This is a genomic window from Sulfobacillus thermosulfidooxidans (genome assembly GCF_001280565.1).
In the GTDB taxonomy this organism is placed as follows: domain Bacteria; phylum Bacillota; class Sulfobacillia; order Sulfobacillales; family Sulfobacillaceae; genus Sulfobacillus; species Sulfobacillus thermosulfidooxidans_A.
In genome coordinates this window covers 777,414-798,570 of sequence record NZ_LGRO01000001.1, presented here as the reverse complement: position 1 = coordinate 798,570, position 21,157 = coordinate 777,414, and the positions used below count along the sequence as shown (strand labels likewise).

Below are 21,157 nucleotides of genomic sequence, written 5' to 3'. Positions count from 1 at the left end.
GGTTAAACCCGTTCGATAATCACGAGTACCTCATTCGCATCCACCGAGCTGCCTTTTTGCACTCGTAAACTTTTAATCCGTCCTGAGACGGGGGCCGTTACTTCATTCTCCATTTTCATCGCTTCTAAGATAATCAAAACCTGTCCCACCTCGACAAGTTGACCTTCTTGGACTTTGACATCAAGGACTGCCCCGGGGAGTGGCGCTTCAATCACCATCTCGCCATCTTGCATCACCACCGGCGCCGCCGCTTTAGGATGCTCTGAGGGTACAGGCGGGGTCACAACGGGGGCACTAGGTGTTGACGACGATGACGCTGACCCTGCTGATTGTTCGATAGAAATTTCTTCTGCCTCGACATCATAAACGACCCCATTAACGCGAATACGAAACTTGCGAACTGCCATGAACACGAAAACCTCCTCAAATTATCAGAAATCCACGCCATGAAAGGAATATCGAACGGCCTACCAACCGACCCAGCGCCAGGCGCTCTCTTGTGGCCAGACTTCACGAATCCGCATTCGCGTCGTATCCCAATCGATATTCTCCATACATAATAGCGCAGCTGTTATTGCCGCCAGTACTTCAGAGGATACTTCCTTAGTGATTTCTGTTTCGTTCACGATTCTCCTCCGGTGTAAACGTCATTTTTTGCCATCGCCATGCATCATCTCAATTCTATAAAGGAATATTGCCATGCTTTTTGTGAGGTCTGTCATCACGTTTATTGGTTAGCGTCATTAGAGCGCGGGCAATGCGAAATCTTGTCTCTTGGGGATCTATCACGGCATCAATATAGCCGCGGGAAGCAGCCACATACGGATTAGCAAATTCTTCACGATATTCTTCGGCTTTTTGTTGGCGCATCGCTACCGGATTTTCGGCATGATTGATAATATCTCGAAAGATAATATTAGCTGCTCCTTCTGGTCCCATCACCGCAATTTCGGCAGTCGGCCATGCCAAAACCCAATCAGCCCCTAATGAGCGGCTGCACATAGCCAGATACGCACCACCGTAGGCTTTGCGTAAAATGACAGTCACTTTGGGAACGGTAGCTTCAGCGTAGGCAAAAAGAACTTTGGCGCCATGCCGAATGATGCCGCCATATTCTTGTGCCGTACCTGGTAAATACCCCGGGGTATCGACAAAAGTCACCAGAGGAATATTAAAAGCATCACAGAAACGGACAAAACGGGCTAGCTTGTCCGAACCGTTAATATCCATGGTCCCGGCTAGAATTCGGGGTTGATTGGCCACTACACCGATGGTATGTCCACCGATCCGTGCAAAACCAATAACCACATTGTCTGCATACCCTTGCTGGACTTCCAAAAAAGAACCAGAATCTACGACATGCTCAATAATCTGTTTAACATCATAGGGTTTATTGGCATCTCGCGGAACGACCTGACCGAGGAATGGAATCATGCGGTCTAACGGATCTTGGCTAGGTACCACGATGGGGAGTTCACGATTATTGTTGGGCAGATATGAGAGTAAATGCCTCACTAATTGCAAGGCTTCTTCGTCATTATTTGCCGCAAAATGAGCCACACCACTTTTACGGATTTGTGCATCGGCTCCCCCAATTTGTTCCCCCGTTACTTCTTCCCCTGTAACGGTTTTAATGACTTGGGGGCCTGTAATAAACATTTGCCCGGTTCGTCGCACCATAATAATAAAATCCGTAAGGGCCGGCGAATATACGGCACCGCCCGCGCTGGGGCCCATGATAACGGTAATTTGCGGGATGACCCCGGATGACCACGTATTCCGTTTAAAGATCTCCCCGTACCCTGATAGGGCATCAACCCCTTCTTGAATGCGGGCTCCTCCGGAATCATTCAATCCAATAATGGGGCTACCAGTTTTTAAGGCTAAATCTTGAAGGTGTTGAATCTTTTGGGCATGCATTTCACCCAAAGATCCGCCAGCCACCGTAAAATCTTGCGAAAATACATAGACAACCCGGCCATTGATTCGTCCGGAACCCGTGACAACCGCATCCGCCGGAATGTCTTGTTTGTCTAAGCCAAAAAATGTAGAGCGATGCCGAATATGCGCTCCAATTTCTTCAAAGGTCCCTTCATCGAGCAAGAGAGCAATCCGCTCACGTGCGGTCAATTTACCTGCTTGATGTTGTTTGGCAATACGAGCAGGTCCACCCATAGCTTCAATTTTTTGTTGTCGTACTTTCAGTTCACGTAAGGGATCATGATCCACACAAAATCCTCCTCAAAGGGTTCTCATAAGGAGAACCCTTTGCTTCATCCTATTTTAACCATCCCCGGTAGCGCATAGCCTGGGCTATCCGCTCAACCGCCACCAAATACGCTGCCTTGCGCAGTGTTACACCAAATCGTTCATGCATAGTATGCATTTGTGCCATAGCCCTTGACATATACTCTTCTAGTCGCTGATTCACTTCATCTTCCGACCAATAGAATCGGGTTTGATTTTGAACCCATTCAAAATACGAAACCGTCACACCACCAGAATTTCCTAAAACATCAGGAATGACCATAATGCCCTTATCGAACAAAATGCGATCGGCTTCCGGTGTCGTTGGTCCATTTGCCCCTTCTCCCACAATACGCGCCCGGATGTTTGGGGCATTATCTGCCGTAATTTGATTCTCCAATGCCGCAGGGAATAAAATGTCCACAGGCAGCTCTAAGAGTTCACTGTTGGAAATCGGTTCCGCATGAGGATATCCTTGAAGGCGCCGATTAATGCGCTTATATTCTAACAAGTCCGGGATGTTAATGCCAGCCGGATTATACAAGCCTCCGTCCTTATCGGAAACAGCAACAACACTTGCGCCCATGTCATAAGAGATTTCGGCCGCAACCGAACCCACATTGCCAAAGCCTTGAATCGCGATACGACTTTTGGCAAAGTCAATACCCAATTCCTTAGCTAATTGTTTGGTTGCAAATACGAGGCCTCGTCCCGTAGCTTCCACACGTCCCGCCGATCCGCCAATCACAATCGGTTTTCCGGTAATCAAGCCAAATGTATTTTCGCCACGAATCCGGGAATATTCATCGACCATCCATGCCATGATTTGAGGATTAGTTGACACGTCTGGGGCAGGGATATCCTTGTCCGGACCAATCACCAAACTGACGGCACGAATATATTCCCGGCTTAGCCGTTCGATTTCGCTTTCGGACAATTGATCAACATCACAAGCGATTCCACCTTTGCCACCGCCGTAAGGAAGTCCTAGCAAAGCGCATTTGACGCTCATCCACATGGCCAGGGCTTTCACCTCATCCATGGTCACCGACGAGTGAAAGCGCAGTCCGCCTTTTGTCGGCCCTAAAGCATCATTGTGTTGGACCCGGTAACCATTGAAAACCTGTAATGTGCCATCGTCCCGAATAAAAGGTACTGCCACTTCGAATGATCGGAGTGGCTGCTTAAGAATCTCATATACCGCAGGCTCTAGACCAAGTGTCTCTACAGCTTCTTTGAATGCCTGCTGTGCTCGCAAAAATGGATTAAGTGACGAATCCGCCACTATTTCCGCCTCCCCAAGTGTGTCTCATGGAATTGCCGCAACTGCGGAATTCGCACGTATTATAGCACACCTCGGAACAAAACTAGGAACGATTACGATTCTTGATATTTTCCCCCGATAGCGGTCTTTAAAACATCGATGCGCACACCGTCGGCAATTTGTAAGACAACACGGCGTTCATCGACTTGCATAACCGTGCCAATGACTCCCCCTACGGTCACCACCCGGTCTCCTTTTTGTAGGCTATTTTGCAATTGTTGACGGCTTTTTTGTGTGCGAGATTGCTGCATAAACATCCACACTGTCATGCCAATCAAAACCGCAAAAAATATCCAATATAAAGTGCTCGTGCCATGTGTGTGCGTAATAATCTCCCCATTTCCTGACCTCACCGCTCTGAACGCTAAGGCCTGTATCTCACCATATTCTTACAGATTTTCCCCGTAACGCGCAACCATATTGTTGTCGAAGATTTTCACCTATGAACTCACCCGGTGAGGAATAGGGCGATGAGGCACGGGTGATGCCCATTTAATTGCGGGAAGGTGCCTTTTCGGCAAATTAGGCACAGTGTTAGGCATCACTACCGTTGTCACTTCTTGCACTAGCGGTACTGGGCTCCTCGAAAAATGCCCAGGCAATGTAGCCCCTCGTAAGATATGAGGAGGATTTATCGACTGCAGATGAGATGTTGCTGTTACGTTAAGAACTGTTAACGCAGGGGGATTAATCCTGGCTCTTCGAGGAAAAGCAAGGGGGCCAATTGGCATGTTCTGATATAAAGGCCGAGAGTGCGCCGGAGAGGATAATTTGTGGTTTACCAGGACACTTAAAGGAGAACTTTGTAGTTGTTGAGACATATTTAGCGGAAGACTCGCAAGCTCATGGTTTTTTTTCCATAAAAGATATCGCCCAATTGATACATCCCGGTGCGCATAATTTTTTAAAGATTTATGCGTAACCATAGAAAGGGCAATGAGATGTCCATGCCACGAACTATTGTCTGCCAAGAAGGTCTTCTCTACAGTGCACAGTTTTGTGAACCAAGCCAAATGAGACTGAGAAATTGCCCCCAACACAATATACGATGGGTGCGTTTTGAGATATCCATCGTGTTTGGCGAGACGGGTCAATGCGCATAACGCTCTACTGATGGGCAAGCCTTGCAAAGAGATTTGATGGAGCAGCTCACGCCCTGACTGATCAAGGCCCGATGCTTGTAATACTACCGGATTATTGCCACCGACGACCATATTAATACTCGGCTGAATATCAATACTAATAACGGCCGTCGCTCCCGGCAACGGATGAGCCAAATACCCATTGGCTCCCATCATGAGAGCGGCCAAGGCGGCCGCAGCACCAACAGCTCGTTTCACGGCGCGAAAATGTGGCCACGAAGAGACCCGAAACTCTTGTCCTACAACTAATGGTTCGCGCGTCACTCGTATGCGTTTAAACTGGCCCCCTGCTAACAGAACGGTAGCATAATGTTTATCAATGGCAATGACAACAGCTCGGGATCCCATCTATTATTCACCTCGTATTCGGTCCAACACGAAACTCCGTAAATAAGGCAAATCGGACATCAGAATGATGGCTACCGCTATAATATACTTTCGATGTCGTTCCAATGTTTTACGGGTAATACCTGGGTGTTTAACCAATTCTTTTAAAGGCAGCTCTTTTTTGTGTTCAAGATAGGTGCGGTAAGCTGGGGTCCCGGCGATAAGTTGGCCGATCTGAATTGATCGGTCTCGGGCGTCTTGGTGCTTGGGAGAAATGCGAGATAGCTCGTCCAACGATATTCCATAAATCGCCAACTGTTCTTGAAATTCCATGATCTCAAATATCCGATTTTCTTCATGCTGGCCCATGGCCCATCGTTCTTTAGCCAATCCATCCACTTGGGCATACAATAGGTATCCCTCATCATCTTCGCGTTCGAGTTCACTTAGGGAAATCTCTTGTAAGCGCGCTTTTTGACGCCGGAAATAATCGACCAGACGCCTAGCAATTACCGTACGAGCAAAGGCCAAAAATGTCCCTTTTTTTCCGTTGTAGGCACTAATCGCTTCATTGAACGCAAGTAAAGCGACGGAGATTTCTTCATCTTGACCGGGTTTCAAGTACCTTCCCGCCGCCTGACTGGCCACTTTCAAAATAAAGGGCGTAAAATCATCAATGAGCTGGTTGCGTGCCCCCTCATCACCCGCTTGAGCCAAAGATAATAATGCTGGAGGTTCAACACGTCGTCGTGGCAACCCTATTCCCAAGGGTCCTCACCTCCATAAAAGATCTCAACGGTCAGAAACTGGACCATCGAAAAGTCCGGGAGCTACGGGTATGCCAAGATGCTGGTACGCGCGAAGAGTTAAGACGCGACCACGCGGGGTCCGCTGTAAAAATCCTTGTTGAAGAAGATATGGTTCTACAACGTCCTCAATGGTTCCACTTTCCTCGCCCACCACAGCAGCTAAGGTTTCAAGTCCCACGGGTCCGCCCTGGTACCGTTCGGCAATCGACAATAACAAACGGCGGTCAATTTGATCTAACCCATAACGGTCGACATCCAGTAAATCTAGAGCCTCCATAGCAATCATATGTGTGACGTATCCGGATGCACGCACTTGAGCGTAGTCCCGAATACGCTTTAGTAAGCGGTTCGCCACACGAGGTGTCCCGCGACTTCGCCTGGCAATTTCATTGGCTGCCTCGGATTCAATGGGAATTCCTAAAACTTTCGCCGATCGATGGATGATTAGTGAAAGTTCTTGGGCTCGATAAAAATCTAAATGTAATAATACTCCAAATCGGTCCCTTAGGGGTGATGCTAACAGACCAGGACGTGTTGTCGCACCGATCAACGTAAAATGTGGCAAATCCAAACGGACCGATCTTGCTGCCGGTCCCTTTCCCAAAACTAAATCTAATGCAAAGTCTTCCATCGCCGAATAAAGAACTTCTTCGACCGACCGGGATAAGCGGTGAATTTCATCAATAAATAAGACTTCCCGTTCATCAATATTGGTTAAAATGGACGCCAAGTCGCCGGGGCGCTCGATCGCAGGACCTGACGTATAACGGATAGAAACGCCTAATTCATTGGCAATAATATGCGCCAGTGTGGTTTTGCCGAGTCCTGGGGGTCCATAAAGGAGAACATGATCTAATGCTTCCTTGCGCGCTAAACTGGCTTGAATAAAAATCGACAGTTTTTCCTTTAAGTCATCTTGTCCAATATATTCTTGTAAGCGGCTCGGCCGTAATTTTAACTCGTATTCCCCATCTTGGGTGCTGTGGCCTGAAATCACACGATCATCCACGTTCCTCTTTCCCTCCCTTAGCGTCGGTCCAAAGCTCGAAGCGCTTGGCGAATGCGAGTGGCAACATCACCTTGGGAATCGACTTGTTGGGCTGCATACTGAGCTTCTTCACGAGAATATCCCAGGGCCATGAGCCCTTGTACGATCTCGTCCCCTGGTTCATCAGCCAAAGGATGAGATGTTGCGGCTTTTACAGGACGATTTTGCCATTTTCCTGACAATTCCAGTTGAATGCGTTGGGCTAATTTCGCTCCTACTCCAGGAGCTTCTTTGATTCGCTGCCAATCACCCTGAGCAATAGCATCTTCTAATCCACCTACGCCAAGGACACTCAGTACAGACAGAGCCCCTTTAATTCCTAATCCGCCAACGCTCAGTAAGTCAAGAAACGTTTCTCGTTCTTCGGGACTTATAAATCCTACCAGACGCCAATTATCTTCCCGGACAACAAGATGGGTATATAAATGAACTTCATGACCGCACGCGGGTAGTTGAGCAGTCGTTATCCGCGAGGTTTCAACCAAAAAACCAATACCATGGACATTCACAACACAGGTGTCTTGATCTTTTTGGACCACAATACCCGTAATTTCGCTAATCACGCAGAACCTCCCGGTATTTCACCCATTCTAAACCTGTCATGGCAATGGCTAATGCATCAGCCACATCATCAGGCTTCGGAACTTTCGGCAAATGCAATAACCGTGTCACCATCAATTGCACCTGGTGTTTGTCTGCCCTACCGTAGCCCGTCACCGTCTGCTTCACTTCTGTCGGAGCCATTTCGACCAAAGAAACCTGTCGCTTACTCAAAGCGAGAAGGACAACGCCCCGCGCTTGTCCAACCGCTAAGGCGGTCTTGGTATTCTGACCAAAAAATAGTTTTTCGACCGCACCATATTCCGGTCGATAACGATCAATTATCGCTAATAACCCATCATACACCCGTTCTAACCGCTGGGCCGCAGACAAATCACCGGGCGTAAGGATGGCCCCATAATCCACTGCTATGCTTTCATGATGTTCTTTATCGATAATAGCCCACCCACAAATGGCCGTACCTGGATCTATTCCTAATATTCTCACGTGTGTTTCTGCTAAAGGTGCAGAATCCTCCCTTTTTGCTGTTCACGACCTTATTTACTACAATACGCTAAAAACACTTGTTTTCCTTCTTATTCTTGAGATGGGGTGCTATTATCTGAACATGAGACGAGATAATCATCAACGCCAACCTTCCGCGGTACATCATCCGTGGTTTTCACGAGCTTACATCCTCACTCAATCGCTATTGGAATCAATAGTGCACACTTGGCGAGCACAGCAAGGGCAACGAGCACGGGGAAAAACGGTCATCATTGGTGCGGGAACCGGTCTTGATATTCCTACCCTGTCCCAAAACGCTCATGAGATCATCCTATTGGAACCTGATCTCACGTTCTGCACCTTTTTAAAAAGCCGTTATCCCGCATTTCCCTGTCTCAGTTCGCCAGCCGAACAAATTCCTTTAGACGACGACAGTGTCGACACCGTGATTTCCAGTCTTGTCCTGTGTTCTGTACAAAATTTATCCCAAACTCTGCAGGAAATCTGGCGCGTGTTACGTCAAGACGGACAATTCTTGTTTCTTGAACATGTTGCGCATGATGCCCCATGGTGGCATAGCATTCAAAACACGCTGACGCCCCTATGGGAAAAGGTCGGGGGCGGTTGTCAGTTAAACCGCCCCACCCTTTTGGCACTCAAAGAGACAGGTTTTGTAATCACCGATCTCAGCCGCCCCCATCATGGGATTTTGTTTCCGGTGGTTCAAGGCAGAGCCATTAAGCCTCGTCCAGTTCAAAGTCATCCGGAAATTCGCCATTGAAGAAAACTTTTTCCACATCATCATGATCTTCGAGGAGTTCAATTAAGGTCGCGAGCTGTGTCGCATCACTTCCCGAGACTTCTGTCGTTGTCTTTGGCAATTGCACGAGCTCGGCTTCGCTAACTTTGACGTGTTGGCTTTCAAATGCTTCACGTACTTGATCCAAAGCGTCTGGAGCCGTTAGCACAACAAATTCATCATCTTCGCGCCGCAAGTCGTCAGCTCCAGCTTCAATCGCCAAATCTAGCAATTCCTCTTCACTTTTATCCGTATCAGTAATCACCAATCGCCCTTTGGGCTCAAACATCCAGGCCACGCAACCACTTTCTCCTAAGGCCCCGCCATGTCGGGAAAAAATGTGCCGAATTTCACCGGCTGTGCGGTTACGGTTATCGGTTAAAATTTGTAAGTAAACCGCGACACCTCCCGGACCATATCCTTCATAAACGGTCTCCTCATAGTGCACTCCTTCCTCTTGACCGGTTGCACGGCGAATCGCCCGATCAATGTTCGCCTGAGGCAAGTTATTGGCTTTAGCTTTTTGAATAGCTAACCGTAAACGAAAATTGGTTTCCGGATTGCCGCCACCGCGCTTGGCAGCCGCCATAATTTCTTTGGTCAATCGCGAAAATACCGTACCTTTGACGGCATCCACTTTGGCTTTTTTCCGCTTAATATTGGCCCATTTTGAATGTCCTGACATACAATCGCGTCCTCCTTAATGCACCTTCTCACATAAACCTTACCATGCTATAATCCTTTTTTGCCAGTTATTCAAATCGGCGGGTAATGGGCATCCGTCTATCCCGTCCAAAAGCACGGGGAGTCACTTTGATGCCAACGGGTGCCTGTCGCCGCTTATATTCGTTTTGGTTAACCAGCTTAATGGCCTGAGCAACGAATTCGGGATCCAATTGTTCGGCAATCAATGCCTCGGCCGATAAATCATCTTCGATATACCCCTCAAGAATCCGATCTAATATAGCATATGGAGGTAGGGTATCCTCGTCTTTTTGATCCGGACGCAGTTCTGCACTCGGTGGTTTAATCAAAATGTTTTGGGGAATCCGTTCTTCTCCTTGATTGACCCAACGCGCCAATTGAAACACTTGAGTCTTAAGGACATCTTTAAGTACAGCGAATCCTCCCGCCATATCCCCATATAACGTACTGTATCCCGTCGCCATTTCACTTTTGTTTCCCGTTGTGAGCACTAACCATCCAAATTTATTCGATAACGCCATCAGCAACGTTCCGCGAATTCGCGCTTGAAGATTTTCTTCCGTAATGTCCCGGGAAACAGCCTGAAATAGGGGATGAAGCTGCTTCTCAAAAGCCTCCATGATTGGGCCAATACTTATTTCCAACGCGTCAATACCCAAGTTATGTGCAAGCTCACGGGCATCATCGAGACTTTGTTGCGAGGTGATTTCCGAGGGCATCAGAACGCCATGAACCCGGTTCGGACCCAATGCATCGACGGCAATCACCGCGGTCAACGCTGAATCGATCCCTCCGGATAACCCAATGACCACGTCGTGAAAGCGATTTTTTTCTACGTAGTCTTTGACTCCCAGGACCAAAGCCCGGTATAATTCTTCTTCATCCCCTAAAACAGGAGAAATCTTTGGCGTCCAGGTGACTCTGGAAGATTTCCCTAAGGGACCTATAGTCATGGTACCCACATTATCCTCCACGGGACCAAGGCGCCAGCGGGGATCAATAAATCGGCGGTGCAAGCTAGGAATTGCCGTTAGCGAAACGGTTACTGAATCCTCTTGAAAGGCTTGAGCCCGTGCCAAAACTTGTCCATCGGGTCCATAAACCGCGCTCATCCCATCAAAAATGAGTTCATCCTGGGCACCAACTAAGTTAGTCCACACTAAATACGCAGCCACATCATCGGCCCTTGTACGCAACATATGTTCCCGTTCAGCTTGTTTCCCACGTGAATAGGGAGAGGCACTAATATTAATCAATAAATTAGCCCCGTGGCGCGCCTGCTGCAAATAGGGACCATCCGGATACCAAATATCTTCACAAATTGAAACGCCGATCGACCATTCTCCGGCGACAATGACCTGGGTTTCACGTCCCGGTGTAAAATAGCGCGCTTCATCAAAAACACCGTAGTTGGGCAGTAATTGTTTATTAATCCGGGTCAAGAGATTACCATTATATGCCACAGCGGCGCTATTAAAGAGTCCAAACTGCGCATAAGCATATCCAAAAATCACCATGATATTTTGGGATTGGGACACAATCTCATCGGAAGCTTGTTGCAACGCCTGCAAGAAATCGGGCCGAAATAATAAGTCCTCTGGGGGATATCCAGCCAAAACCATTTCAGGAAAAACAACAATATCGATATCATCATGACGAGCTTGAGTCACAGCGTGTAAAACTTTTTCCAAGTTTCCCGTAACATCACCCACGGTGCTATTCATTTGAACAAGCCGAATATTTAAGGGATTCACCGTTGCACCTCCCTTTGCACAAGCGTTAAAAGCAATTGGCTTAAGGCAAGACCCATCGTCGTCACAATTTGAGCGGGATCCCCCGACACATCAAGGGGAATAAAAAAGTCATCCATCTTGCCGGTTTCAAGATGAATCCCAATACGGTCGGCAGACGGCTCCCCACTTTGGTAGGACACCCCCACACCGGCCGCCTGCAAATAACGTCCGGCCAGATGCATCCATTGAGGCGGTCCTTGAATCGTAACCCGATGATTCAAGAGTCGAACCTGTCCGTCATATCCGATATCATCCACCAATATCTGCCGTGAGTAACGTTCCAATAAGGTATTATCCAACTCCATGACCGCACCTCACTGCGCTCAACCCAATTTTTCTCACTCGCTCGGCGTGTCCATCAATCAGAAATAGACCGTTAGGCCACTGCTGCGGGTCATTTTGATGCTGGTAATATTGATGGAATAATAGCATTGCCTGACCTGCAACCGCTAGCGTAACCGTTCCCAATACGCCAGCTTCATAACATCGCGGACCCTGTTGCAAGGAGCCAAAAAGACAGTATAAACACGTAAATTCGGGCGCTAAAAAGGCTGTCATCCCTTCCAAACGTAATGCTGAGGAAAAAATCCAGGGACGCCCCGCCACAAATGACCAGTTTTGGATAGCCTGCCGGGCCGTCCAGTTATCCGAACCATCAAATACAAGGTCCATGCCGCTTAAAAGATCGCGGGCATTTTCCTCCGATAAAGCTTCCGGAATGCTGAGAATCCGGTCCGATCCATAATCACCAATCACTTCTGCTTTATATTTGCCCACATCCCCAGGCGTAAACCAAGGCTGTCGGGGCAAATTGGATAACTCAACACGATCAGGATCAATCACCCGGATTTCGGAGACGGCGGATTCAGCTAATAACTGAATGACAAGAGGTGAGCCAACGGCTCCACATCCTACCACTGCAACTCGCACCTGCCTCATTCCTTTCTTATGACTTCTTGACCCCACCACCTTAGCCATTCAAAACCGGCACGAAATGACAACATGTCTTAGAGTCTGGACTACAATTTTATTGTATTTTTCCCCTCTGAAACCGGTAATACCGTCGCCGGCCGACGCGAATCCATGAACCCGACTTCACTTCTAAAAAGTCTGTCATGCCAATCTTATTACCGTCCACAGTCACGGCACCTTGTTGCAACATGCGCCGGGCTTCTTGCTTGCTCGGTATATCAGGCAATGAGGCCACTAATTCAATGGCTGAAACTGGCCATGGTTCTGTGGGTAAATTGACAACAGGCATGTCCTCAGGCACTTGATGTTCCCGAAAAGTTCGGTCGAATTGTTCCTGAGCCTCATTTGCCTTCTCTTGTCCCCAAAAACGGGCGACGAGTCGGTTAGCTAAGTCAGCTTTAACATTCCGGGGATTTTCTGTTTGAACGCGTTGATTCCATACATGGGCATCCTCACCTAATAGTAGTACCGCCCATCTGGTGATCAACGTATCGGGAATCGACATAATTTTTCCGAACATTTCTTGGGGTGGCTCACTAATGCCTACATAATTACCTAAACTCTTCCCCATCCGCCGAACCCCGTCAGTTCCTTCTAAGATGGGTAAAAACATGCCGACCTCAGGTTCCAAACCAAAGGCCTCTTGAATCTGCCGCGCGGTCATAATATTAAAGCGTTGGTCTGTTCCACCCAATTCCACATCAGCTTTCAATACCACAGAATCGTACGCCTGCATCAGAGGATATAGTAATTCATGGAGATGAATGGGGACATGCTCTGTGAAGCGATTATGAAAGTCATCGCGCTCCAATATTCTCGCCACTGTCGTCTGTGCCATTAAGCGGATGATATCTGCCAATTGCATGGGTTCGAGCCATTCGCTATTGTAATGAAGAATTAACCGATCGGGATCGAGAATTTTTTTTGCTTGTTCCACATAGGTTTTAGCAAATTGGCGGACATCGTCAGCGGATAATTGCTTGCGTGTCGCGGCTCGGTCCGTGGGATCCCCAATCCGTCCGGTCATATCACCGATCAAAAACACGACGCGATGTCCTAATTCTTGAAATTGGCGCAATTTCTCAAGAACCACTGTATGTCCTAAGTGGATGTCTGGCGCAGTAGGATCGACACCTAATTTCACGGTCAGCGGAATCCCAGTATGTGAAGATTTTTCCAATTTCTCTTTTAATTGGGCTGGGCTGACAACATCATCTGTTCCTTGTAATAACCATTGTACCTGTTGGTCAATATTTAGCACGAGAATCCTCCCCGAATATACTGGCGCGAGTATATCATATCCTGCAAATATCCGAAAAGCGTGCTTAGTCCGCGCTTCCGAGCGTCACCACCGTCACTCCATCTCCCCCTTCACCCCGTTCACCAAGACGAAACTGGCTAACACGGGGATCATCTTTCAACATTTGTGTCACAGCTTTCCTTAACGTGCCAGTGCCTTTCCCGTGAATAATCCGCACTTGAAACGCCCCCGCCAAAACAGCATCGTCTAAGTATTTGTCAACCACCTCCAGCATTTCATCGACGGTCATTCCCCGCACATCACATTCAATGCGAAGATTTTGAGCCTTCAAGGCCATTGCCGTGCGAGCATGTCCGCTCTGAGACCGTTTAGGTGCTTCTGCCCGCTCCAGTTCTTCTGTAGGCAGCTTCACCCGCAAGGTGCCTACCTCCACCAGGGCCATTTTGCCATTGACTTCAAGAACCCGGGCTAAGCCCTCAAAATCACGCACATGCACATAATCCCCTGCGGAAACCATTTGCGACGGCCGACGTTTGGGTGGTTGTAATGATTCAGGAAGAATGCCCCGCTGGCGCCATATTTCCCGTAATGCTTCAACCGCTCGCGCTTGATCGGGACCTTGAGATTGTCGGACGGTTTCAATGGCTGCCATCATTTCATCATGAAGTTGTTGCAACTCCTTCTGCCATTGATCGCGCATGTGTAATTTTTCGCGTTCATTACGCTCCAGCCATAATCGCCGCTCTTTTTCCATTTCTTGAATTTTTTGACGGAGAACACGTTGCTGATCTGCAACCTGTTGCTTAGCTTCACGTAACTCCATTTGCAGATGGTTGGCTTGTTCTATCACATCGGCCAATGTTGTCCCTTCTTCGTCCATCAACGTGCGTGCCTGTTGAATGATTTCGTCCGGCATCCCAAGACGGCGAGCAATATATAATGCGTGCGAACTTCCTGGTTGTCCCATTATTAAATGATAGGTGGGGGTAAGCGTTTCCCGATCAAATGCCACCTGTGCATTTTCTACATCTGGCAACCGGAATCCCAACAATTTTAAGCGGCTATAATGGGTTGTGACAATGGCATAAACTTTACGCTCGCGTAAATGATGAATCATGGCTTCCGCTAATGCTGAACCTTCATCCGGATCAGTCCCGGCGCCCAATTCATCGATAAGGCACAATGTTTTGTCATCCGCAAATTCCATCATCGGTATTAATCGGGCCATATGACTGGAAAACGTCGATAAGTTTTGTTCAATACTTTGTTCATCGCCAATATCCACCCAAATCCGGTCAAACAGTGGTATCGATGTGCCTTCCCGGCAAGGAACCATCATACCGCTTAGAGCCATGCTCACAATCAAACCAGTGGTTTTTAGGGTTACCGTCTTGCCCCCAGTATTAGGTCCCGTAACAATTAAAATGTGACGCGTACGGTCTAAAGACAAATCCAAAGGAACCGGATTGTCAATCAACGGATGTCGCGCTTCGGCTAATCTTAATTCATCGCCACCCACTGTAGGCAAAATCGATTGCGTCTTCAGTCCATAACGAGCAATCCCTAATAACTCATCAAGTGTTCCTAAGGCGTCTTCCACTTGGGCACATTCTTGATGATAAACGCCGACTGTCCGGGATAACTCCGTTAAAAGACGCCGGATTTCTTCATCTTCTTGTTGATGCAATTCGGTAAGCTGATTTTGCTTTTGCACCACAGGCATCGGCTCAACAAAGACGGTTTGACCGCTTGAAGACCGGTCATGAACAATTCCCGGTACTTGATGACGAAACATGGCTTTAACGGGAATAACACGGCGTCCGGCACGAATTGTCACAATCGCATCTTGGATGTATTCAGCCCAGTGACTCGAATGAAGAATGCCTTCAAGGATGCGGTCGATTTCTAGTTCGGCTTGCTGAATATTTCTGCGGATTTGCCGTAATTGAGGGCTTGCCGAATCACGAATTTGACCCTCTTCGTCTAGAATCCGAAAGATGGCTTGAGTTACAGACGTCAACGACGGGATGGCGTCAAGCATGTAAAATAAAACCGGATAATCTTCCGCCGTTACCCAGGTTTTGGCTTCTTGTGCCGCCTTTAAGGTCAATCCAATCCCTAATAGCTGTTCTTGAGACAATATGCCGCCTTTGGCCGCGCGTTTGACGTCTCGTGTAATTTCCGTAGCACCTTGCAAAGAAATGTGATGATTGTCACCCTCATTTAATAAGCGCACGATTTCTTGAAGGTAGCGGTGACGCTCGAGTAATTGGTGATAATCTCTGATGTATTGAGCAGATTTGATACGTTTTTTTCCCATTACCGTGTCGGCCAAATGGGCAATGCGTTCTAAGACTTCAGGAAACTGGACGAGATCCAGGCTCACCCTGAGACGACTCTCTGCAATGGTATCTCCGTTATTCAACGTATACTCCTATCCAGGGCACCCTTTAATGTGCCACACGAATTTGTTGACATATCTTTTCACGCTAAGACACTATTTAGGTTCACATCATCCGTCTTCAACCTCACACCAAGACCCATAACTTTCGTTTTATCCAAGTCCTTTATTTTACGCCATTTCCATAGACCCCAAGTACGTGAAGAAGCGTATTTCCGCACTCGGCAAAACAGACGCAGCCCATATAATCACAAAATATCATGAGCTGTCTCTCCTACAATCTTTTATTCTGTTATGGTGTTGATATATCTTCTATATTTTGTCGGATCAAAATTCCGAAATAATACCTTATTTTATTATAGCACCAGAAGTCAGGCCACTATGCTTATAAGCATAGTGGCCAAATTCCAAGGCTCATGAACTGCCACTTTTACCGTTTTTTACGGCGCGTGTTCGCCAATCTTCTTGCATACTGCGAACTAATTCCTCATTTTGTTCCTGAAGATGATACAAATCTTCGGCCATGTTCAGTAGTGCTAACATCGCTAATCGGGTCATACTCAAATGAGGATGACGCGATTTAAGGATTCGAAGACGGCTGTCGACATGTTGAGCTATTGCTTTAATGACATCCTCGGGCATATCTCCCTTTATTAGATACTCTTCCCCATTAATCGTCACCGTCGTACGAACCGGTTCCGTCATCGTGCCGCTCCCCCTCACAAGGTGTTTGTCCTATATTTCTCGACAGCGGCAAACATTTCCTGCCAGTTTGGGAAAATTTCTTGAGTTATTGTCGCATTGTGATACCTAAGGGCCGAAGATGGTGAAGAAATGCCGCAATCAATCCATCGACCTCTTCATCGGTCAATGTTTTCTCTGCCGACTGAAACACTAATCGTAGCGTCCACGATTCGCCAAAATCCCCGTAATAATGATCGATTGGTGCCACAGAGCGCAACACATCCGTGTCGAGTCGGCGCGATGCCTGCCAAATCTCGTCATAGGATACCGTAGAGGGAACAATCAATGACAAATCACGCACGACCTCAGGATAACGCAGGGGTTTGGCAATGTGCGATTCCATATGGTAACGAGCCGTTTTTGGCACCCGCATAATCCATGCTCCAATGCGTTTGGCATGATATTGTTGGGCTATTCGCGGGCGAATTTCACCCAAATAACCCACCAATGTGCCATCTGTCGCGTAAAGTGCCAATAGACGCCCTGGATGCATGTATTGGGGACCATTTGTGACTTGTTTCCATGTTAACCCGAGCGCACACCGCTCATTCATCCATTCCATTACCCCCTTAAGATCTAAAAGATGTGGGGCATAGTTTTTGGGATAGCGTAAAGTTTCTTCTAAGGTTTGTACCACGGCTAATTCCTCGTACTGCCACTGTGTTTGATCCCCCTTGACATAAACCGGCGCGAGTTCAAACAGCGATAGAGGAACATCACGCCGTGCGCGGTTGGTCTCGATGGTTTCTAACAATCCGGGTAATAACGAGAACCGCAAAAGACTTTCTTCTTCCCGCAGAGGATTGGCCACCGCCACAATGTCTTCCGGTACTTCTAATCCGGCTCGAAGGATACGAGCTTTTGAGGTAAAGGACCGTGTAATCACTTCCCAATAGCCTGCGGCTACCAAAGAATTTTTTATTAGCTCGTGATAGGCCACCTCATCAGACCGCTGCCCTGGACGCGCTGGCGAAGAGAAAATCGTCGTGGGAATTTCATCCAACCCATATAGGCGGGCCACTTCTTCTGCTAAATCGTGACTTCCTTCCACATCATGCCGATCTAAGGGCACGACGATGTCGTGGCCATCTTGAACAAAACCGAGTCGCCTAAGTCCCCCCGCAATCTGCTCATCACTCCACTGCACTCCCAGTAGACGTCTGATGGCTTCAGGATAAAAAGGAATGTGACGGGGTTTTGGGCGTGTTCCCAACACCTGGCTCGGACCAATATCCTGCAAAATACCCATGTCCTGCAACAAATCTTGGTACAACCGTGGAGCCGTATACACAGCCTCAGGATTCGTACCTTTACCAAAATGCAAGGCCGCGTCCGAAAAAATCTGATGCCGTCTCATCGTTTGAAAAATTAAGGACGGATTAAAATGAGCCGATTCCAAGAGAATATGCGTCGTCTCTCGAGAGACTGCAGTAGCACTACCGCCCATTACGCCGGCTAGTGCCAAGGCTTGCCTATCATCGGCAATCACTAAGTCCATTGGTGTTAATTGGCGATCGACCCCATCCAAAGTCAATAACCTTTCCCCTTCGAAAGCCCGCCGAACGTGAATTTGTCCGCGAACCTTGTCTGCATCAAAAGCATGCAGTGGTTGTCCAATATCCCATAACAAGAAATTGGTAATGTCCACAGCCGGGTAAATTACGCGTTGGCCAATGCTGCGGAGCAGAACCTGTAACCATAAAGGGGTCATTTTCCCGGGCTCGATTTGAAAGTCGACCAAACCATAGAGGGGACAATCCTCACGGTTCTCTACCGATGCCAAAGCAGCATCATCATAAATATACTCGCTAAGTTCAGAATGCCATGGTAAATCAAAAGCGGCCGCCAAATCCCGCGCCATAGCTCGCATACTTTGCCCAAACACGGCAAGGTTAGGTGTTAATTCCACTTCAAACACGGTATCTAATCCGCCGATAACGTCAATGAAATGAGTCCCAAGAGGTTCAGTCCCATCCCAAATCCAGAGATCTTGCTCACCAGCTTGAAATCCTAGTTCTTCAGCAGACAACAACATGCCCGGCGAATTAATTCCACGCATGTTCACATTTTCTAATATGCGACCATCAATCAAATGCGTCCCCACCGGAGCATACCAAACATGATCGCCGATCATACCATTTCGTGCCCCGGTTACGACGTCTATCGGAGGATGATTCTGACGTCGTATGGTTACTACAGATAAATGATCGGCATTAGGATGCTTGATCCGATTAATAATTTCAACCAATTCGACTGGTTGATACCACGTTCCCCACGTTTCTTGTGAAACAATCTCCCATCCCAGTTGGGTTAATTTGTCTGCTACAAACTGTGGAGATGGAAGTGCAGGCACATAGCGTTTAAGCCAACGATAACTCACAATCATAAATTAGGCCTCCCAATATAAGATTGAAACTGAGAGAGGAATTGCATATCGTTTTGATAGAGCAGCCGCAAATCGTCAATTCCAAAAATTCTCATGGCTAATCGTTCAATTCCTAGTCCAAACGCGAAACCGCTAACCTGATCCGGATCATAACCCCCGTTTGTCAACACGACCGGATGCACCATGCCTGAACCAAGAATCTCGACCCATCCCGTTCCCTTACATACGCGGCAGCCCGTTCCTCCACAGGATGCACACGTAACGTCCATTTCAACAGAAGGCTCTGTAAACGGAAAATACGAAGGACGAAACCGGGTACGGATATCCGTTCCCAGGAGTTCCTGAGCCATTGTCGTAAGGGTTCCCTTCAGATCCGCCAAAGTGATTCCTTGATCAATGACTAAGCCCTCGACTTGAAAAAACATGGGAACATGGGTGGCATCGTCATCACGACGAAAAGCCCTTCCCGGAGCAATAATGCGGACGGGAAGCCGGCCTTGATACTTTTTCATCGCCCGTATTTGCACAGGTGATGTGTGGGTCCGCAAGACCATACCCGGCACATTAATGAAAAAGGAATCTTGCATATCTCGCGCCGGATGATTGGCTGGCATATTGAGGGCTTCAAAGTTATACCATTCGTGTTCGATTTCTGGCCCATACTCCAAGGAAAAGCCCATTCGCAAAAATACATCTTCGATAAAGCGACGGGTTCGTGTAATGGGATGCAACAAACCCGTCTGTGGCCATGATCCCGGCAATGTCATATCGAACTGTTCATGCTGTAGCTGCATTGTTTCTTCAGCCATTTCCATCTCTGTTTGCCGGCTGTTGAATAATTCCAAAACCGCTTCACGTAGGGCATTAAGCTGTTGCCCTTGGCTTCGCCGCTCTTCGATGGATAAGCTCGATAATCCCTTCATTGCCAAGGTGATTGTGCCGCGGCGCCCGAGCCATTGATTACGCAGACTTTGCAGTTCACTCAGGGTTTGCGCCGCATGAATTTGTTGCATAATCTCGTTTTGCCACTCTTCAAATGGTTTATCCATTTTTATTCTCCTTCTAAAAAAAATATCGTTCACCTCAAGGGCGAACGATTCGCGGTACCACCTTTATTGACCCAGAAGCTTGTCCCAGATCATCTCATTGTGGATAACGGCACAACCCGTTGGCTCCTACTCTATTCAGAGTCCACTCCCCAGCGAATGTTGAATGGCAAACAGCTCCGGCTCACACCTACCCCGGATTCTCTGGCCTGTTGCGGAATTCACACGTTCTGGATCATCGCTTTACCGTAATGATTTGCGAGTTATTGTATCATAACTGGTGGTACCAAGGGAATATGATGCTGTTCGCGGACCCACATCGCATGAAATGCTAAAATAGATCCCGCCACCGCCACATTTAACGATTCAGCGGTCGGGACCATGGGAATCGTGAGGGTTTGCGCCTTGCTCACCAATTCCTGTGGCAACCCGTTTCCTTCATTGCCCATTACTATGGCAAAAGGCTGACGCCAATCAAATTGCGTATATGTTTGTCCACCCGCTACAACGGTGGAGACCACCGTGATATGTTTTTCCGACAACTCCTCAACCCAGTTGTCCGATAAGGATATAATCGGCAATTTAAAGACGCTCCCGGCAGCAGCACGAATCGTTTTAGGATTATAGACATCAACCGTTCCTTTGGTCACACCAACGATATGCGCACCGGCAGCCTGAACACTACGGATTAATGTTCCTAAATTGCCCGGATCTTGGATCTGATAAGCAATGACGATAAAAGCAGGAACGCCCTTGGGCAATGGCCATCCTGACACTGGTTTAGACAAATTAACAACCGCCAAGACCCCTTGGTGGGTTTCCACAGCCGATAGCGCATCCAAGACCTTGTCAGTAACATAAATCAGACGAACCCGGCTCATCTGTAAGCGGGCTAGCAGGCTGCGACCTGCCTCACTTTGCGTCATCCGCTTCCCATAGAGAACGAGGTGGATGGGCATTCCAACATCCACCACGTCTTTAAGCATATGAAATCCTTCAATAACTGCTTGTTGCTGCCGTTCACGAAAATGACGGTTGGTTAATAAGCGGCGGACAACACGCACTGCCTTATTATCCAATGAGTCTAAAGGCTGAATGACCGACAT

General features: G+C 47.8%; 21 protein-coding genes. 1 reads left to right on the top strand and 20 read right to left on the bottom strand.

From position 1 onward, the window contains the following. Positions 1-2: 2 nt before the first annotated feature. The 10 genes from AOA63_RS04265 to ruvC form a co-directional block, all read right to left on the bottom strand. The gene (locus AOA63_RS04265; protein WP_053958546.1) at positions 3-407 is read right to left on the bottom strand and encodes a biotin/lipoyl-containing protein; all 405 of its coding nucleotides are present in this window, start codon (positions 405-407) and stop codon (positions 3-5) included. Between the two features lie 60 nt (positions 408-467). Continuing rightward, complete coding sequence (locus tag AOA63_RS19680; protein WP_171822607.1) at positions 468-626, bottom strand: hypothetical protein; 159 nt, start codon at positions 624-626, stop codon at positions 468-470. Between the two features lie 55 nt (positions 627-681). Beyond that, positions 682-2,175 carry an acyl-CoA carboxylase subunit beta gene (locus AOA63_RS04260; protein ID WP_053960606.1) on the bottom strand — a complete coding sequence of 498 codons (1,494 nt, stop codon included), beginning with the start codon at positions 2,173-2,175 and terminating at the stop codon, positions 682-684. A 103-nt stretch (positions 2,176-2,278) separates the two neighbouring features. Continuing rightward, positions 2,279-3,532: a Glu/Leu/Phe/Val family dehydrogenase gene (locus tag AOA63_RS04255; RefSeq protein WP_020374563.1), complete on the bottom strand. Its 1,254-nt coding sequence runs from the start codon at positions 3,530-3,532 to the stop codon at positions 2,279-2,281. A gap of 92 nt (positions 3,533-3,624) precedes the next feature. Beyond that, positions 3,625-3,924, bottom strand: a complete 300-nt coding sequence (yajC, locus tag AOA63_RS04250) for a preprotein translocase subunit YajC (RefSeq protein ID WP_278276931.1) — start codon at positions 3,922-3,924, stop codon at positions 3,625-3,627. Positions 3,925-4,011: 87 nt separating this feature from the next. Continuing rightward, positions 4,012-5,061: an anti-sigma-I factor RsgI family protein gene (locus AOA63_RS04245; RefSeq protein WP_053958545.1), complete on the bottom strand. Its 1,050-nt coding sequence runs from the start codon at positions 5,059-5,061 to the stop codon at positions 4,012-4,014. Positions 5,062-5,064: 3 nt separating this feature from the next. Then, positions 5,065-5,796 (bottom strand): RNA polymerase sigma-I factor, encoded by a 732-nt coding sequence (sigI, locus tag AOA63_RS04240; RefSeq protein WP_053960604.1) that lies wholly within the window; start codon positions 5,794-5,796, stop codon positions 5,065-5,067. A gap of 36 nt (positions 5,797-5,832) precedes the next feature. Further along, positions 5,833-6,858 carry a Holliday junction branch migration DNA helicase RuvB gene (ruvB, locus tag AOA63_RS04235; protein WP_053958544.1) on the bottom strand — a complete coding sequence of 342 codons (1,026 nt, stop codon included), beginning with the start codon at positions 6,856-6,858 and terminating at the stop codon, positions 5,833-5,835. Between the two features lie 17 nt (positions 6,859-6,875). Continuing rightward, positions 6,876-7,460 (bottom strand): Holliday junction branch migration protein RuvA, encoded by a 585-nt coding sequence (ruvA, locus tag AOA63_RS04230; protein WP_053958543.1) that lies wholly within the window; start codon positions 7,458-7,460, stop codon positions 6,876-6,878. Further along, entirely contained in the window at positions 7,453-7,944 is a 492-nt protein-coding gene (gene ruvC, locus AOA63_RS04225; protein ID WP_053958542.1) for a crossover junction endodeoxyribonuclease RuvC, read from the bottom strand. The genes ruvA and ruvC overlap by 8 nt, the downstream gene beginning before the upstream one ends. A gap of 121 nt (positions 7,945-8,065) precedes the next feature. Here ruvC and AOA63_RS04220 point away from each other — a divergent pair, with 121 nt between their 5' ends. Continuing rightward, positions 8,066-8,725: a class I SAM-dependent methyltransferase gene (locus AOA63_RS04220; RefSeq protein ID WP_053958541.1), complete on the top strand. Its 660-nt coding sequence runs from the start codon at positions 8,066-8,068 to the stop codon at positions 8,723-8,725. Here the strand turns inward: AOA63_RS04220 and AOA63_RS04215 are convergent. From AOA63_RS04215 to AOA63_RS04170, 10 genes are all read right to left on the bottom strand, one after another. Then, complete coding sequence (locus tag AOA63_RS04215) at positions 8,682-9,428, bottom strand: YebC/PmpR family DNA-binding transcriptional regulator (RefSeq protein WP_020374556.1); 747 nt, start codon at positions 9,426-9,428, stop codon at positions 8,682-8,684. The two genes, AOA63_RS04220 and AOA63_RS04215, sit on opposite strands and share 44 nt — an antisense overlap. Before the next feature lie 67 nt (positions 9,429-9,495). Beyond that, a complete protein-coding gene (locus AOA63_RS04210) occupies positions 9,496-11,202 on the bottom strand; it encodes an NAD+ synthase (protein WP_082343738.1) in 1,707 nt (568 codons plus the stop codon). Then, entirely contained in the window at positions 11,199-11,546 is a 348-nt protein-coding gene (locus AOA63_RS04205) for a hypothetical protein (protein WP_053958540.1), read from the bottom strand. The genes AOA63_RS04210 and AOA63_RS04205 overlap by 4 nt, the downstream gene beginning before the upstream one ends. Further along, positions 11,533-12,180, bottom strand: a complete 648-nt coding sequence (locus AOA63_RS04200; protein ID WP_053958539.1) for a HesA/MoeB/ThiF family protein — start codon at positions 12,178-12,180, stop codon at positions 11,533-11,535. Before AOA63_RS04200 ends, AOA63_RS04205 begins: the two co-directional genes overlap by 14 nt. An 88-nt stretch (positions 12,181-12,268) precedes the next feature. Next, a complete protein-coding gene (gene tyrS / locus AOA63_RS04195; RefSeq protein WP_053958538.1) occupies positions 12,269-13,474 on the bottom strand; it encodes a tyrosine--tRNA ligase in 1,206 nt (401 codons plus the stop codon). 64 nt (positions 13,475-13,538) lie between these two features. Further along, positions 13,539-15,899 (bottom strand): endonuclease MutS2, encoded by a 2,361-nt coding sequence (locus AOA63_RS04190; RefSeq protein WP_053958537.1) that lies wholly within the window; start codon positions 15,897-15,899, stop codon positions 13,539-13,541. A 390-nt stretch (positions 15,900-16,289) separates the two neighbouring features. Further along, a complete protein-coding gene (locus tag AOA63_RS04185; protein WP_053958536.1) occupies positions 16,290-16,580 on the bottom strand; it encodes a cell division protein ZapA in 291 nt (96 codons plus the stop codon). Between the two features lie 85 nt (positions 16,581-16,665). After that, entirely contained in the window at positions 16,666-19,005 is a 2,340-nt protein-coding gene (pheT, locus tag AOA63_RS04180) for a phenylalanine--tRNA ligase subunit beta (RefSeq protein WP_053958535.1), read from the bottom strand. Continuing rightward, positions 19,002-20,054, bottom strand: coding sequence for a phenylalanine--tRNA ligase subunit alpha (locus AOA63_RS04175; protein ID WP_053958534.1), 1,053 nt, complete (start codon positions 20,052-20,054; stop codon positions 19,002-19,004). The genes pheT and AOA63_RS04175 overlap by 4 nt, the downstream gene beginning before the upstream one ends. Before the next feature lie 260 nt (positions 20,055-20,314). Further along, positions 20,315-21,157 (bottom strand): TrmH family RNA methyltransferase, encoded by an 843-nt coding sequence (locus AOA63_RS04170; protein ID WP_053958533.1) that lies wholly within the window; start codon positions 21,155-21,157, stop codon positions 20,315-20,317.

Bases quoted from the DNA above. Each gene is read 5' to 3' on its own strand.
- AOA63_RS04265 (WP_053958546.1), bottom strand. From the start codon at position 407: ATGGCAGTTCGCAAGTTTCGTATTCGCGTTAATGGGGTCGTTTATGAT.
- AOA63_RS04260 (WP_053960606.1), bottom strand. From the start codon at position 2,175: ATGGGTGGACCTGCTCGTATTGCCAAACAACATCAAGCAGGTAAATTG.
- AOA63_RS04245 (WP_053958545.1), bottom strand. From the start codon at position 5,061: ATGGGATCCCGAGCTGTTGTCATTGCCATTGATAAACATTATGCTACC.
- AOA63_RS04220 (WP_053958541.1), top strand. From the start codon at position 8,066: ATGAGACGAGATAATCATCAACGCCAACCTTCCGCGGTACATCATCCG.
- AOA63_RS04215 (WP_020374556.1), bottom strand. From the start codon at position 9,428: ATGTCAGGACATTCAAAATGGGCCAATATTAAGCGGAAAAAAGCCAAA.
- AOA63_RS04205 (WP_053958540.1), bottom strand. From the start codon at position 11,546: ATGGAGTTGGATAATACCTTATTGGAACGTTACTCACGGCAGATATTG.
- AOA63_RS04200 (WP_053958539.1), bottom strand. From the start codon at position 12,180: ATGAGGCAGGTGCGAGTTGCAGTGGTAGGATGTGGAGCCGTTGGCTCA.
- AOA63_RS04185 (WP_053958536.1), bottom strand. From the start codon at position 16,580: ATGACGGAACCGGTTCGTACGACGGTGACGATTAATGGGGAAGAGTAT.
- pheT (WP_053958535.1), bottom strand. From the start codon at position 19,005: ATGATTGTGAGTTATCGTTGGCTTAAACGCTATGTGCCTGCACTTCCA.
- AOA63_RS04175 (WP_053958534.1), bottom strand. From the start codon at position 20,054: ATGGATAAACCATTTGAAGAGTGGCAAAACGAGATTATGCAACAAATT.
- AOA63_RS04170 (WP_053958533.1), bottom strand. From the start codon at position 21,157: ATGTCGGTCATTCAGCCTTTAGACTCATTGGATAATAAGGCAGTGCGT.